At 39.4% G+C, this 14,933-nt stretch carries 14 protein-coding genes and 4 tRNA genes; all 18 read left to right on the top strand.

Annotation, left to right across the window (positions count from 1 at the left end):
• The first annotated feature begins 38 nt into the window (after window positions 1-38).
• The 18 genes from dnaB to R4Z09_RS30760 all read left to right on the top strand — a co-directional run bounded on the left by dnaB (window position 39) and on the right by R4Z09_RS30760 (window position 14,748).
• Window positions 39-1,403 carry a replicative DNA helicase gene (gene dnaB, locus R4Z09_RS30845; protein ID WP_338450411.1) on the top strand — a complete coding sequence of 455 codons (1,365 nt, stop codon included), beginning with the start codon at window positions 39-41 and terminating at the stop codon, window positions 1,401-1,403.
• Between the two features lie 335 nt (window positions 1,404-1,738).
• Complete coding sequence (locus R4Z09_RS30840; protein WP_338450410.1) at window positions 1,739-3,031, top strand: adenylosuccinate synthase; 1,293 nt, start codon at window positions 1,739-1,741, stop codon at window positions 3,029-3,031.
• A gap of 289 nt (window positions 3,032-3,320) precedes the next feature.
• Window positions 3,321-3,396: transfer RNA gene (locus tag R4Z09_RS30835), tRNA-Lys, on the top strand.
• A gap of 7 nt (window positions 3,397-3,403) precedes the next feature.
• Window positions 3,404-3,475: transfer RNA gene (locus R4Z09_RS30830), tRNA-Glu, on the top strand.
• Window positions 3,476-3,543: 68 nt separating this feature from the next.
• Window positions 3,544-3,620: transfer RNA gene (locus R4Z09_RS30825), tRNA-Asp, on the top strand.
• Window positions 3,621-3,683: 63 nt separating this feature from the next.
• Window positions 3,684-3,756, top strand: a tRNA-Phe gene (locus R4Z09_RS30820).
• A gap of 318 nt (window positions 3,757-4,074) precedes the next feature.
• Window positions 4,075-4,785 (top strand): response regulator YycF, encoded by a 711-nt coding sequence (gene yycF, locus R4Z09_RS30815; RefSeq protein WP_338450409.1) that lies wholly within the window; start codon window positions 4,075-4,077, stop codon window positions 4,783-4,785.
• Between the two features lie 6 nt (window positions 4,786-4,791).
• Complete coding sequence (gene walK / locus R4Z09_RS30810; RefSeq protein WP_338450408.1) at window positions 4,792-6,639, top strand: cell wall metabolism sensor histidine kinase WalK; 1,848 nt, start codon at window positions 4,792-4,794, stop codon at window positions 6,637-6,639.
• Window positions 6,636-7,970 carry a YycH family regulatory protein gene (locus tag R4Z09_RS30805; RefSeq protein ID WP_338450407.1) on the top strand — a complete coding sequence of 445 codons (1,335 nt, stop codon included), beginning with the start codon at window positions 6,636-6,638 and terminating at the stop codon, window positions 7,968-7,970. The genes walK and R4Z09_RS30805 overlap by 4 nt, the downstream gene beginning before the upstream one ends.
• Entirely contained in the window at window positions 7,957-8,766 is an 810-nt protein-coding gene (locus R4Z09_RS30800; RefSeq protein ID WP_338450406.1) for a two-component system regulatory protein YycI, read from the top strand. Before R4Z09_RS30805 ends, R4Z09_RS30800 begins: the two co-directional genes overlap by 14 nt.
• Before the next feature lie 5 nt (window positions 8,767-8,771).
• The gene (locus R4Z09_RS30795) at window positions 8,772-9,566 is read left to right on the top strand and encodes an MBL fold metallo-hydrolase (protein WP_338450405.1); all 795 of its coding nucleotides are present in this window, start codon (window positions 8,772-8,774) and stop codon (window positions 9,564-9,566) included.
• Window positions 9,567-9,682: 116 nt separating this feature from the next.
• Window positions 9,683-10,915: a S1C family serine protease gene (locus tag R4Z09_RS30790; RefSeq protein WP_338453411.1), complete on the top strand. Its 1,233-nt coding sequence runs from the start codon at window positions 9,683-9,685 to the stop codon at window positions 10,913-10,915.
• 329 nt (window positions 10,916-11,244) lie between these two features.
• The gene (gene rlmH / locus R4Z09_RS30785; RefSeq protein WP_338450404.1) at window positions 11,245-11,724 is read left to right on the top strand and encodes a 23S rRNA (pseudouridine(1915)-N(3))-methyltransferase RlmH; all 480 of its coding nucleotides are present in this window, start codon (window positions 11,245-11,247) and stop codon (window positions 11,722-11,724) included.
• A gap of 108 nt (window positions 11,725-11,832) precedes the next feature.
• Window positions 11,833-12,006 (top strand): tyrosine-type recombinase/integrase, encoded by a 174-nt coding sequence (locus tag R4Z09_RS30780; RefSeq protein WP_338450403.1) that lies wholly within the window; start codon window positions 11,833-11,835, stop codon window positions 12,004-12,006.
• Entirely contained in the window at window positions 11,996-12,235 is a 240-nt protein-coding gene (locus R4Z09_RS30775) for a site-specific integrase (protein ID WP_338453410.1), read from the top strand. Before R4Z09_RS30780 ends, R4Z09_RS30775 begins: the two co-directional genes overlap by 11 nt.
• Before the next feature lie 210 nt (window positions 12,236-12,445).
• Window positions 12,446-13,486: a DUF3231 family protein gene (locus tag R4Z09_RS30770; protein ID WP_338450402.1), complete on the top strand. Its 1,041-nt coding sequence runs from the start codon at window positions 12,446-12,448 to the stop codon at window positions 13,484-13,486.
• 81 nt (window positions 13,487-13,567) lie between these two features.
• Window positions 13,568-14,017, top strand: coding sequence for a hypothetical protein (locus R4Z09_RS30765; protein ID WP_338450401.1), 450 nt, complete (start codon window positions 13,568-13,570; stop codon window positions 14,015-14,017).
• Window positions 14,018-14,268: 251 nt separating this feature from the next.
• Entirely contained in the window at window positions 14,269-14,748 is a 480-nt protein-coding gene (locus tag R4Z09_RS30760; RefSeq protein ID WP_338450400.1) for a DinB family protein, read from the top strand.
• The last annotated feature ends 185 nt before the right edge of the window (window positions 14,749-14,933 follow it).

Raw genomic sequence — 14,933 nt, 5'->3', positions numbered from 1 at the left:
CTGAAAGGCTGGTGCCTTTCAATTAAGGGGGTTAATGAATGAGTGAATTAATGGCGGATCGTCTTCCTCCTCAAAATATGGAGGCTGAGCAGGCAGTTTTAGGGGCTATTTTTCTTGAGCCGTCATCACTTACGTTGGCATCCGAAATCTTGATTCCTGAAGATTTTTACCGCGGCGCCCATCAACGGATTTTCGATGCAATGCTGTCATTGAATGATAAAGGGGAAGCCGTCGATTTAATTACAGTTACTGAAGAGCTTGCGGCGAAGAAATTATTAGAGGACGTTGGCGGTATCAGCTATTTAAGTGAATTAGCTGGTTCTGTACCGACGGCAGCGAATATTGAGTACTATGCGAAAATTGTAGAAGAAAAGTCTATTTTGCGCAGATTGATTCGAACAGCAACAAATATTGCCCAAGAAGGCTATACGCGTGAAGATGAAGTCGATGCATTGTTAAGTGAAGCGGAGAAAGATATTTTAGCTGTTTCACAAAGAAAAAATGCAGGTGCCTTTCACGATATTAAGGATGTCTTAGTCCGTACCTACGACAATATTGAGCAGATGCATAACCGTGCTGGCGATATTACAGGAATTGCGACTGGATTCGCTGAACTGGATAAAATGACAGCAGGCTTCCAGCGGAATGATTTAATTATTGTGGGTGCCCGTCCATCTGTTGGTAAGACAGCCTTCGCGTTAAACATTTCCCAGAACGTTGCAACGAAAACAGGCGAAAACGTCGCGATCTTCAGTTTGGAGATGGGTGCTGAACAGCTTGTTATGCGTATGCTTTGTGCAGAGGGGAATATCGACGCCCAGAGATTAAGAACAGGGGCATTGACTGATGAAGACTGGGGTAAGTTGACGATGGCTATGGGAAGCCTGTCAAATGCAGGTATTTACATCGATGATACTCCAGGGGTCAGAGTACAGGATATCCGTTCCAAGTGCCGTCGGTTAAAACAAGAGCATGGTCTAGGAATGATTCTTATCGACTATTTGCAGTTAGTACTTGGAAGCGGCCGATCCGGCGAAAACCGTCAGCAAGAGGTATCGGAAATTTCCCGTTCCTTAAAAGCACTTGCCCGTGAGCTGCAGGTGCCTGTTATTGCTCTTTCCCAGCTTTCCCGTGGTGTTGAGCAGCGTCAGGATAAGCGCCCAATGATGTCAGACATCCGTGAATCAGGAAGTATTGAGCAGGATGCTGATATTGTAGCCTTTTTATACCGTGATGATTATTATGATAAAGAATCAGAGAATAAGAATATCATTGAAATCATTATTGCCAAACAGCGTAACGGCCCGACAGGAACCGTCTCCCTTGCCTTTGTAAAAGAGTATAATAAATTCGTTAATCTTGAACGGCGGTTTGATGATTCTGCTGTTCCGCCTGGTGCGTAGTGATTATCGAGCTATAAAATGACTTGTATGGCACGCAGTTGCCTGCAGGTCTTTTTTTTATGATGTTTTTCTATTAATCTATTTCGTTGAAAAAGGATATAGTTATATTTATACGAACATATCATTATATTTATTTTAAAATGTTCGGGTTTTATTGATTTTAAGAACAATCATTGGTAAACTATAAGTTGTTTGATGATAATAATGTTTTTTTGTCTTGGGTCCTCGGGAAGGCTCGTTTTTTGTAGCCTGTGCGCCGTGGCAAGACTTGCATCAAGTTGATAACGTATACTTAAATAAAATAATGACCGTAACCTTTGGAGGTGCTTTTTTACATGTCATCAGTAGTAGTTGTTGGTACGCAATGGGGAGACGAAGGAAAGGGAAAAATTACAGACTTCCTTTCAGAAAATGCAGAAGTGATTGCCCGTTATCAAGGTGGAAATAACGCTGGGCACACTATTAAGTTCAATGGTGAGACATATAAACTTCACTTAATTCCATCAGGTATCTTTTATAAAGAAAAAATTAGTGTGATCGGGAATGGGATGGTAGTTGATCCGAAAGCATTAGTAGAGGAATTAGCTTACTTACATGAAAAAGGTGTAGCAACTGATAATCTTCGTATCAGTAACCGTGCCCATGTGATTTTACCTTACCATATCCGCTTGGATGAGGTGGAAGAAGAACGCAAAGGTGCTAATAAAATTGGTACAACGAAAAAAGGGATTGGGCCTGCATACATGGATAAGGCAGCAAGAACAGGTATCCGTATTGCCGACCTTCTAGACCGTGAAGTATTTGAAGAAAAGCTTGCTCATAACTTGAAAGAAAAAAACCGGATGTTAGAGAAATTCTATGAAACAGAAGGTTTTAAAATTGAAGATATTTTAGATGAATATTATGAGTACGGCCAGCAGGTTAAAAAATATGTTTGTGATACATCTGTTGTGTTAAATGATGCACTGGATGATGGTCGTCGTGTATTGTTTGAAGGTGCTCAAGGCGTTATGCTAGACATTGACCAAGGTACATATCCATTTGTAACCTCTTCAAATCCAGTTGCAGGCGGAGTAACCATCGGTTCGGGTGTAGGTCCTTCAAAAATCACTCATGTGGTTGGAGTATGTAAAGCCTATACAAGCCGTGTTGGTGATGGTCCTTTCCCTACTGAATTAAATAATGAAATCGGCAATCAAATTCGTGAAGTAGGTCGTGAGTATGGTACAACAACAGGCCGTCCGCGCCGTGTGGGCTGGTTTGACAGTGTTGTTGTTCGTCATGCCCGCCGTGTCAGCGGATTGACTGATTTGTCGCTAAACTCTATTGACGTTCTATCAGGCATTGAGACGTTGAAGATCTGTGTGGCTTATCGTTACAATGGAGAAGTGATTGAAGAGTTCCCTGCCAGCTTAAAGGTGCTTGAAGCATGTGAGCCGGTTTATGAAGAGCTTCCTGGCTGGAAAGAAGATATTACAGGCTGCCGCTCACTTGACGAGCTTCCAGAAAACGCCCGTCATTATGTAGAGCGTGTATCCCAACTAACTGGAATTCCGCTTACAACATTCTCAGTTGGTCCTGACCGTACACAAACAAATGTTATTCGCAGCCCTTGGCGTCAAGCCTAAGGTAGAAAAGCGGAGGCGCCTTGCCCAGCGGCGTATGGATTGGAGCATCCGGACCGAGATAAAGGAAACACTAAGAGCACGTTAGTGCGATTGGATGTTGACTTATCGTAGGGAGGGTTGTGAAGTCCACTAGGCGCTGTAGCTAGACAGATCTAGGAAGAGAAGCCATATGCTTCTCTTCCCTGTTTTTTGTATAAGTGGAAAAAAACTTTTAAAAAGTTGTTGCACTTGTCTACTTTTCTATGATATTATAAAAAGCGTCGTCATGAACGACACCAAATTTTAGTAAGAGCCATTAGCTCAGTCGGTAGAGCATCTGACTTTTAATCAGAGGGTCGAAGGTTCGAGTCCTTCATGGCTCACCATTGTTATGGCCCGTTGGTCAAGCGGTTAAGACACCGCCCTTTCACGGCGGTAACACGGGTTCGAATCCCGTACGGGTCATCTAGAAAGCGGAGGCGCCTTGCTCAGCCTAGGCGTCGCAGCTATACAAAACAATGTAAATAATATATGGTCCGGTAGTTCAGTTGGTTAGAATGCCTGCCTGTCACGCAGGAGGTCGCGGGTTCGAGTCCCGTCCGGACCGCCATCTTTATTCCAGCGGTAATCTCTGCTGTTTATATAGAGCTTTTTTAATATAATAAATAGATATGGCTCAGTAGCTCAGTCGGTAGAGCAATGGACTGAAAATCCATGTGTCGGCGGTTCGATTCCGTCCTGAGCCATCCAATGTAACAAAAAGGAGTATGATTACGTCATACTCCTTTTTGTTACATAAATTTAATCTATTGAATAAAAATGAAAGATTTTTACTTCTTATATACTCAAATGAAAGCAAAAGAACTGCGCCTCCCCTGCCCCCTTCTGTATTTGTTACAATCCTGTAATAAGGGAAGGGCTCACTATTGAAAAAGGTGAATGTCAAGGGATAAAATGATAAAGTAAACTAGGAAACATGTGTGTAATGTTGCGTATTATTTATAATTTTGATTGTTATGACGAAAAGATAATCATTCAAGATTCGAAAGGAACGAGGGAAAAATATGAATAAGAAAATTCTTGTTGTTGATGATGAGAAGCCAATTGCAGATATATTACAGTTTAATTTAGTAAAGGAAGGTTATGAAGTTACCTGTGCCTATGATGGTAATGAGGCATTGGAAATGGTGGATGCGATTGTACCTGATTTAGTGTTACTTGATATTATGCTTCCACAGCTGGATGGCATGGAAGTATGCCGGGAAATCCGTAAAAAATATGAAATGCCAATTATTATGCTGACAGCAAAGGACTCTGAGATTGATAAAGTGCTTGGACTGGAGCTTGGAGCAGATGACTATATTACAAAACCATTCAGTACAAGAGAATTAATTGCCCGTGTAAAGGCTAATTTAAGACGTCATCAAGCTGTTGCTGCTGTTACAGATGAAGAAGAGAAAAATGAAATTTCAATCGGCTCTTTAACGATCCATCCTGATGCCTATATTGTTTCAAAACGTGGAGAAACGATCGAGTTAACCCACCGTGAGTTTGAATTGCTTCATTATTTAGCCCAGCATATTGGACAGGTTATGACAAGGGAACATTTACTGCAAACGGTTTGGGGCTATGATTATTTCGGTGATGTTCGGACGGTGGATGTAACCGTAAGACGTTTGCGGGAAAAAATTGAAGATAACCCAAGTCATCCGCTTTGGATTGTAACGAGAAGAGGAGTCGGCTATTATCTTCGAAATCCTGAACAGGAGTCATAATCGCTCATGAGAAAAGTTGGCTTTTTTCAATCCGTTCAGCACAAAACTGTTCTTATCTATATGCTGCTGATAATTATTGCCATGCAGGTGATTGGTGTTTACTTTGTAAGACAGTTAGAAACAACACTAAAGAAAAATTTCGAGACATCGATTTATGACAAGAAGAACCTCCTTACCTATTATGTTGAAGAATTGTTAACGAAAGAACTCGGACCAGATGAAACTGTGGAAGACTTAGAAACTGATATTAGAAATATACTTGCGGATTACCGCACAGAAGACATTCTTGAGGTTCGAGTCATTCGGGTCGTTGATGGAAATACACAGAAAATCCTCGGCACCTCTGATCCTGATAATCAGATATTAGTCGGTAAGAAGTCAACCGATACAATCATTCGAAGAGTGCAGGCAACCGGACAGGATGATGGCCGGGAAATGATTGACCCGCAGACAGGTAAGCGCATTTGGGTATTAACAAGTCCTGTTAATTCTAAAGGTGAGGTAGTCGGAGTCATTTACTTTGTCTCAAAGATTGAAAATGTTTATGTGCAAATGAAGCAAATCAATCAAATCTTTATCACGGGAACCATCATCGCATTGGCCATTACGGTGGTTTTAGGTTTTTTACTGGCACGTGCGATTACAAAGCCGATTTCAGATATGAGACGGCAGGCCGTCGCTTTGTCAAAAGGGAACTATTCCCGTAAAGTAAAGGTATATGGCAATGATGAAATCGGTCAGCTTGCGTTTACCTTTAATAATTTAACAAAAAAGCTTCAAGAGGCGCAAAGCTCGACGGAAAGTGAGAGGCGAAAACTGTCATCGGTGCTTTCTTATATGACGGACGGGGTCATTGCAACTGACCGGCGCGGCCGTGTTATCTTGATTAATGACCAGGCAGCCTTAATGTTGAATGTTTCACGTGAAACCGTGCTTTCAACACCGATTGTATCCCTTCTCGACCTTGAAAATGAATATACTTTTGATGAATTGGTGTCAGAAAAGGACTCCGTTATTCTAGATTATAGTACGGAGGGAAATCCATATATTTTGCGTGCTAATTTTTCTGTTATACAGAAGGAAACAGGGTTTGTAAATGGTTTAATTACTGTTTTACATGATGTTACGGAGCAGGAAAAGATTGAGATGGAACGCCGTGAGTTCGTGGCAAACGTGTCCCATGAACTGCGGACTCCTTTAACAACGATGAGAAGTTATTTGGAGGCTTTAAGTGACGGGGCTTGGCAGGATAAAGACATTGCACCAAACTTTTTAAATGTTGCTCAAAATGAAACAGAACGAATGATACGCTTGGTGAATGACCTTTTACAGTTATCAAAAATGGATAGTAAGGACTATAAACTGTCGAAGGAATGGGTCGATTTTGTAGTGTTTTTTAACCGGATTATTGACCGCTTTGAATTGACAAAGGAACAGACTGTAGATTTTGAAAGAAAGCTGCCCGATAAGCCTATCTTAATGGAAATTGATCCTGATAAACTAACACAGGTAATTGATAATGTTATTTCTAATGCCTTGAAGTACTCGCCTGAAGGAGGCAAAGTTACCTTTAGAATTAAGGAGCAGGAAGATCAAATTATTGTCAGCATTACGGATCAGGGTGTGGGAATCCCGAAAGGCAATGTAAATAAAATCTTTGGCCGCTTTTATCGTGTTGACAAAGCAAGGTCAAGGAAGCTGGGCGGAACCGGGCTTGGTCTTGCCATTGCGAAGGAGATGGTTGAAGCACATGACGGTCATATTTGGGCAAGAAGTATCGAAGGAAAAGGAACAACGATCTTCTTTAGTCTGCCATACGAAAAGTACGAGGACGAGGGGGATGATTGGAATTGACATATGAAAATATTAAATCCATCATCTTAACGATTCTCGTAGGCGCCAGTTTGCTGTTAACCTGGAATCTGTGGACATACCAGCCAAATTATGAAAAATTGGAGAATGGCGAAACCGTTCAGGAGGTTAGTTTTAGCACGAAGAAACCGATAAAGGCTATCGTGAAACCTGAGCAAATCCTCTACCATATTGAAGGCGGCATCTATGGAAGCCTTGAAGAAAACGAGGTAGAAAAGTTTTTAAATGAAATGAGCCGTTGGAATTTGAATGGGTTTGAGAGAATTCAGTTAGAAGGGATGGGTGTATATTCCCTTGTAGATAATCAGGATGCTGTTGAGATTCTATTCCCTAGTGCCATTAACATTGATTTGTATAAAAGTGTCTTGGGAATTAAGGGAATGGATATACCAAATTTCAATTTTGATCAAATTATTATTCCCTTGAATATGGAACAGGGAGAGTATGGAGTGGTTTATTTTGCTTCGCGTGAAGAGGAAAAAATATATCGAAGTGAGGTTCACTTATCACTCATTTCTGATTTTAAAGGGGCTTATGTTGAAGCGGCAAAATCCTATCCTAAGTATTTTCCTTATATAACTGAAGCCGGACGAAGAATTTATTTGCCTGAAGCGGAAACGGAAATCTATAGCTATCAGTATCTCTCCGATCCATTAGATGCTGGTAAATTTAAAAATGCCTTATTCAAAGACCCTACTCTTGTACAGAAAAACTATATTGCAACAGGTGAAGAGTATACCGATGCTTCAAGCTTAATGAAAGTTGATACGGACGCGAATACGATTTCTTATATTGATCCATCGGAGGTTGGTAATCAGGATATCGATAAAAATGATCTATTAAAAAGAAGCATTGACTTTGTGAATAGTCATGGAGGCTGGACTGATAAATATCGTTTTGTTTATATGGATACTGATCAAAGCACAGTTCATTTTCGCTTATATGGTCAGGATGGGTATCCTGTATTCAGTAAAAATGCAGACCCAGACGCAGACATTTCAAAAATCCAGCTCGTATGGGGGAATACGGATATCAGCCGTTATATACGCAATAATTTTTCCCTGGGGTTACTAACTTTCACCTCACCCTCACCTCGAATACTTGAGTCCGGTACCACAGCTCTAGAGAAAATTCGGAGCATAGAAAAATTTAATCCGAACCTGCTGGAAGATATAAAAATTGGTTATGAAATGACAATGAATGCCCAGTCTTTGCTGATACAATTAGAGCCTAAATGGTATTACTTATATAATGGGGTCTGGAAGCCGCTTACTACGAGTGAGTATGGAGGGGAACAGAATGGATTGGAGTAAGATAAAAACTATTTTCATTATTTCCTTCCTTATTCTTGATATATATTTAATGTATGAATTCTTTAAAATCTGGGATGCCAGTCAGTATGAAGTGGTAAAAAGGGAAAATGAAGCATCGATCGAAAAACGCTTAATGGCTGATGAAATTGATTATGTCCCACTGCCAAAAGGTTATGTTGAGGACCAATACTTAAAGGCAAAGCCAAAAGTGTTTAAGGATGAGGATAAGGAAAAAGATCTTCTATCTGGTCAAAAGATCACCATTAAAGATGGCACTACATTGGAGTCGACTCTTAATGAGCCATTGAAAGTCTCGGATAAGTTTGGTCCATCTGAATTAAATAGTTTTATAAAAAATCATATTTTATATGGTGAAGATTATCGCTTTTGGGAAAAAAACAAGGATGGAACGATGATTATTTATGCCCAGAACTATGAAGGAAAAACACTGTTTGAAAATGTTAAAGGGAAGCTTATTTTTTATATTAATGAGGATAATGAAATTACTGGCTATAAACAAACCTATCTTGAAGAAATAGAAAAGCTTGCTAAGTCGGAAAAAATTATTCAGCCGATAAAAGCAATAGAAGCACTTTATAATACAAATAAGCTATTGAAACCGAAGAGTTCCATTACAGAAGTAGAGTTAGGCTACTATACATTAGTTGATGTTTCCGAATCTGCACAAGTGTTAAATCCAGCCTGGTGCTTTACAGTGGATAACAAAGAAAAGCTATTTGTCAGTGCCTTTGATGGAGAAATAGTAGAATTAAAAGATAAAAAAGCAGTGGAGTGAGAAGAATGGCGTTACAATTTAGTGTTCTTGCGAGCGGAAGTACGGGGAATGCGACCTTTATTGAATCTGAAAATCATTCTTTTTTAGTTGATGCCGGTTTTAGCGGCAAGCAAATGGAAGCATTGTTTGAACAGATTGGTCGTGATATAAGTAAGCTTTCAGGGATTTTTGTGACCCATGAACATAGTGACCATATTAAAGGTGTCGGCATACTCGCTCGTAAATATAAGCTTCCGGTCTTTGCAAACGAGAAAACGTGGAAGGCAATGGACCATCTTATTGGAGAAGTACCTACAGAGCAGAAATTTGTTTTTGGCATGGAAACGGTCAAAAGCTTTGGCTCAGTAGACATTGAGTCGTTTGGTGTATCACATGATGCGGCAGAGCCGATGTTTTATGTTTTTCATCATGAAGGGAAGAAGTTGGTGCTCATCACGGATACCGGTTATGTAAGTGACCGCATGAAGGGTACTATTTCAAATGCAGATACGTATGTTTTTGAAAGTAATCATGATGTCAGTATGCTGCGGATGGGCCGCTATCCTTGGAATATCAAACGAAGAATTTTAAGCGATGTCGGTCACGTCTCCAATGAGGATGCAGCACTTGCGATGAGTGATGTCATCGGCGATCATACGAAAGGGATTTATCTGGCCCATTTAAGTCTGGATAATAATATGAAAGATTTAGCCAGAATGGCCGTTGCACAAACACTTGAAACGAAGGGGATCATAGTCGGAGAACAGGTCGCCCTATATGATACAGATCCTAAGACGCCTACACCACTTACCGCTGTCTAATAGACAGCGGTTTGTTAATACCTTTTATTTAGTTTTTTAGAAATGAACGAGTATAATATTGGTTGGATAGGTAAAATAAAACGTAGAGAAATATCGGGAGAAAGGATGTGGAAGCGGTGGGTTATTATGACCAAGATGACGAAAGTCGTGTGAATCAGAAGCCAAAAGGAAGAAAAGGCCGTTTCTTTCTTACCAGCTTGGCAGGTGCAATTGTAGGGGCAATAATTGTTGTATTAGCCGTACCAACTCTTTCTGATTATGGACTTCTTCCCTACTCTGTGCAGCCGGCTAACCAGGTAGAAGTGAGCAATAACAATAATAATAATGGAAATACTGTTACACAAAATGTTTCATTGGATGTTGAAACAGGTGTAACAAAGGCTGTTGAAAAAGCCGGTGATGCTGTCGTTGGAATCACGAATATTCAAGCAGCGAGCTTTTGGTCAGAGCAAGGCGGCACTAGTCAAGAAGCTGGAACAGGATCAGGAGTTATTTACAAAAAGGAAGGCGACAGGGCCTTTATCGTAACGAATAACCATGTTGTCGAAGGTGCAGATCAGCTTGAAGTCACCTTGTCAGATGGAACAAAGCTTTCAGCAGAGTTAAAAGGCAGTGACCCATGGACAGATCTTGCCGTAATTGAGGTTTCTGGGAAGGACATTAAAACTATTGCAGAGTTTGGTGATTCAGATGCTCTAAAGTCAGGAGAACCAGTCATCGCGATTGGTAATCCGCTTGGCTTAGGATTCTCAGGATCTGTAACGAGCGGGATTATTTCTGGCTTAGAGCGGACCATTCCAGTTGATTTAAATTCGGATGGTGTTGAGGATTGGCAAGTTGAAGTTCTTCAAACGGATGCCGCCATCAACCCTGGAAACAGCGGCGGGGCATTAGTGAATATTGCCGGTCAGGTAATCGGCATTAACTCAATGAAAATTGCCCAGGAGGCTGTCGAAGGCATTGGTCTTTCCATCCCAATTAATTCGGCGATTCCGATTATTGATGACTTAGAAAAGCATGGTGAAGTTAAGAGACCGGCAATGGGCATCCAGCTTCGAAATCTAACGGAAGTCTCCTCGTATCATCAGCAGGAAACATTGATTCTGCCAAGGGATGTGAAAGAGGGCGTTATGATTGAAAGAGTTGTCCCAAATTCACCGGCAAATAAAGCAGGACTTAAGGAATTGGATGTCATCGTAGAAATGGATGGAGAGAAAATTACAGATGTGATTTCATTAAGGAAGCATCTCTACAATGAAAAACAAATTGGTGATCAAATGACCGTAACCTACTATCGTGACGGGAAAAGACAAGAAACAACGTTAACATTGGTTGGTGAAACCTATTAATAAGGATTTATTGGACAGGAAGGCTGCTGTGGCTTTCCTGTTTTTTTATGCATTATGGTATGATGGTTTGTGGATAGCAGTTTCAATGTGATTTATCCACATGTTGAAAAGGTAATGTGTTAATGGTAAATAATCCACAGTGGAATGCCTGATTTGATAGCCAAATAAGGTGAAAAACAGGCAAAATAGTTATCAACAGGGTGTGAATATTGTCGAAATACAGCGATATATCTTGTAGGGAACGAATGGTCCCATACAAGATGTGGATAGAAAATGTGGATATGTGGATAACTGTTGTGGATAAGTTGTTTATAAGGTGAGGGTAAGATGTGAATATCTCAATTATTACAGTAGGAAAACTAAAAGAAAAGTATTTAAAGGCAGGAATTGATGAATATTTAAAACGATTATCAGGTTATGCCAAAGTGGAAGTGATTGAAGTACCTGATGAAAAGGCACCAGAGATCCTTAGTGCAGTGGAAATGGAGCAGGTCAAGCAAAAGGAAGGCGAAAAGCTGCTAGCCAAAGTCTCACCGGATACCTATGTTATTGCCTTGGCCATCGATGGGAAAGTGAAATCCTCAGAGGAGCTTGCTGACTCCCTTGACAAATTGGCGACATACGGAAAAAGCAAAATAGCATTTGTTATTGGCGGCTCTTTAGGTCTAAGTAATGAGGTGCTGCAGCGGGCAGACGAAAGGCTCTCCTTCTCTAGGATGACCTTCCCCCACCAGCTCATGAGGCTCATTTTGCTGGAGCAGGTATACAGAGCATTTCGGATTAATCGCGGTGAACCGTACCATAAGTAAGCACATAGTTATTATTTTTTGAAGCGTCAAAGAACAACTCAATGTCTTTGACGCTTCTTTTTTCTGGCTTACGGAGGATTACGTATAAGTGAAGCAATCAACATAAGAATGAAGGACTTCAATTTAACCTCTAGAGAATTGATTGTTAGTGAAGGGAAAGGTAATAAGACAAGAACAGTATTTCTTAATGATAAGGTCATAAATGCCCTTAAAACATGGATAAAGGAAAGAAAGGATAAAAATATTGAGAGTGAATATCTTTTTGTAAGCAATAGGAGGTAAACCAGTTGATAGGACTTTAATCAATAAATTATTTAAAACATACTCCGAAAAAATTGGAAAAGAAATAACACCTCATGATTTAAGACACTTCTTTTGTAGTCATGCTTTAAATAGTGGAATGAGCGTTCATGAGGTTGCAAATCAAGCGGGACATAGTAACATCCATACAACTTTACTGTACACCAATCCGAGCAAATCTGAACTACTTAAAAAGATGAATCAATTATAAATAGCTATGACATAGGCACTTAACATTGTTAGGTGCTTTTTACATTGTGGGGGGCACTTTAAATCACTTTTTAACCTCTGTAATTCTAAAATGGCATGATTACATGTGAACATTAAATCGGTTATAACTTCTTATTCGTGCGATAAAAGTAGAATGAAAATATATTGAAATGGAAAATCTAAACAAAAATGAGGGGAAAGAGGATTACTGATGGATATAATAAACCCAATGGACAAAATGAAACCCATTAATTTAAGTACAAAAGAATTAGACGAGTCACAACCATTATCGTCTATTGAAATGGCAAAACTTTGGGCTACCTACATGGGAAACAGTATGTCGACTCAAATCTTGACCTATTTTCTTCAACATTGTGAGGATGAATACATTAGGACGATAGTGGAAAATGCTTTAACTCTATCTAAGGATTTTAAGCAAAGGGTAGAAGCATTTTTTAAAAAAGACAATTTTCCTATTCCTGTGGGGTTTACCCAAGATGATGTAAATTTAGATGCACCCCGTTTATACGAAGATGAATTTTACCCGCAATATATTAAATATGCGGCTAAGGCAGGCCTTAGCTTATATGCAGTAGCAATTCCGTTAGTAATGAGGGAGGATATTAGAGAATTTTTTGTTTATGCAAATCAATGCACCAGTATACTATTAGGACAAATTAATAATGTCTTATTCGAGAGGAAGTATATTTCAAAGCCTCCAATTATCCCGACACCCGAAAGACCTGATTTTATTGATAAACAAAGCTATTTAAACGGTTGGTTTGGAGATGTAAGACCGTTACATGCTATGGAAATTACTCATCTTTACGATAACATTGAAAACAATAGAACAAGCAAAGCGTTATTATTGGGATTTTATCAGACGGTTAGGGACGAAAAAATAAAAGCATTGTTTAAACGAGGTTTAGACATGACTAATAAAGCTGTAAATCAATGTATTGAAAAACTTCATAAAGAAAACTTACCAACACCGTCATTTATTGACCATTTGGTTACAACATCTACAAATCCACCTTTTTCCGATAAGATTATGCTATTTCATAAAGTGGACATGTTCGCAATGAAGATAAGGTCATTTGGAAACTCACTGGCGGTAACTGCAAGAAGAGATATAAGTGCATTGTATCTAAGAACTACGACGAATGTTGGCTTATTTGTTGATGATGGTGTAAATATCTTAATTGATAAAGGTTGGTTTGAAACACCACCACTGGCACATGGTAGAAAGTAATTTTGCAATCGAATGGCACTAAAAACCTCCATTAGCAGCTAGTCGAAAAAAAAAGACTTTTTAGAAAAGGAATAGAACAATGTGGCGAACAGTAAAGAAGCATTGTTATGGAGTATTGCACTTCCAGGATTCGGACAATATTTAAACGGGAAACTTTTTAAAGGTACTGTGTTTATGTTCTTAGAGTTTCTTATTAATGTTCAATCTAATTTTAACGAAATAATTATTTTAAGCTTTCATGGGGAGATTGAAAAAGCAATTACAGAAGCAAATTATCAATGGTTGATGTTTTATCCTTGTCTATATTTCTTTGCTATGTGGGATGCGTTTAAAGATGCAAGTGGAGGAAAGGAAAAGTATACTTATCTTCCGTTTGTATTTTCAGCTTATTTTGTAACGGTTGGATGTATTTACTCCTCCAATTTTAGGTTATTTGGGTTGCTACTTGGACCTGTTTGGCTACCTATATTGTGTGTAATTCCTGGACTAACAGTTGGTTTAATATTAATGAAATTTCTAAAAAAGTATTAGACATAGGAAAATGCCTGAATAAACGGTTTTTCCGTATGCCTAAAAGTAAATGGAATTTCAATGAAATCAATATTTTATAAATCGTTTTACACCAAAAAAGCCCTATTGATGTAGGGCTTTATTTTTAAATTGCAATATAGATTTTATGTTCAAATTTGACTTTGTTCTTTGGTGAAGTGCGGTGAACCGTATCATAAGTAAATGAGATTATTTGTAATGGAATCATTATAACGTAAAAGGGGTGGGGTATTATGACGAACGATATGGTGCTGAGACAAGTGGAAGTGGTTCGAGCCATTACTCTTCAAAAGGTGGAATCTATTACAGAAGATGTGGCTGATATTATGCCTAAGGGATTTAACAATACGATCCGTTGGAACGTTGGTCATATTTTAATTGTTCAGGATCAGCTTGCTTCGAACTTTGCAGGATTACCGCAACAACTTTCTCCAGAATTTGTCGCCCTATTTGGCAATCGGACAAGACCAAGCGAATGGCAAGTAGAACCTCCAACGTTGCAAACCTTATCCTATGAATTAAAAAAGCAAACTGCTTACATCAAGGAATCTCTCGGTAACCGCCTGCAGGAAAAGGCAATAAAACCCTTTGTACGGCTTGGTTTTAAGATGGAAACAATCGGGGAAATTCTAGCGTTTAGTTTACACCATGAAGGAATGCATACGGGAGTTATTTATGCGATTCAACGAGCAATTGAAGGATCCAACAATTGAAGAAGCAGTGCTGAGGATGGCAAGCCGTTCACTTTTCTTGTTTTTATTTTAGGTACTGGGGCGGGAACAATTACTGTGCCGGGTTCGAACCTACGACCTGATGATTAAAAGTCAAAAATTGTAAAACCTCATTTAGATGCGTTACGGTGAACGAACCAAAATCTAAAGAACACAAATAGAGCTTA

The sequence above is a fragment of the Niallia oryzisoli genome, from assembly GCF_036670025.1.
GTDB lineage: Bacteria > Bacillota > Bacilli > Bacillales > Cytobacillaceae > Bacillus_BD > Bacillus_BD oryzisoli.
This window is presented reverse-complemented; position numbering and strand designations above follow the sequence as displayed.

Excerpts from the sequence above, each read along its gene's own strand:
- R4Z09_RS30800 (WP_338450406.1), top strand. The coding sequence starts at position 7,957 with ATGGATTGGAGTAAGATAAAAACTATTTTCATTATTTCCTTCCTTATT.
- R4Z09_RS30840 (WP_338450410.1), top strand. The coding sequence starts at position 1,739 with ATGTCATCAGTAGTAGTTGTTGGTACGCAATGGGGAGACGAAGGAAAG.
- R4Z09_RS30770 (WP_338450402.1), top strand. The coding sequence starts at position 12,446 with ATGGATATAATAAACCCAATGGACAAAATGAAACCCATTAATTTAAGT.
- R4Z09_RS30760 (WP_338450400.1), top strand. The coding sequence starts at position 14,269 with ATGACGAACGATATGGTGCTGAGACAAGTGGAAGTGGTTCGAGCCATT.
- walK (WP_338450408.1), top strand. The coding sequence starts at position 4,792 with ATGAGAAAAGTTGGCTTTTTTCAATCCGTTCAGCACAAAACTGTTCTT.
- R4Z09_RS30795 (WP_338450405.1), top strand. The coding sequence starts at position 8,772 with ATGGCGTTACAATTTAGTGTTCTTGCGAGCGGAAGTACGGGGAATGCG.
- yycF (WP_338450409.1), top strand. The coding sequence starts at position 4,075 with ATGAATAAGAAAATTCTTGTTGTTGATGATGAGAAGCCAATTGCAGAT.
- dnaB (WP_338450411.1), top strand. The coding sequence starts at position 39 with ATGAGTGAATTAATGGCGGATCGTCTTCCTCCTCAAAATATGGAGGCT.
- R4Z09_RS30780 (WP_338450403.1), top strand. The coding sequence starts at position 11,833 with ATGAAGGACTTCAATTTAACCTCTAGAGAATTGATTGTTAGTGAAGGG.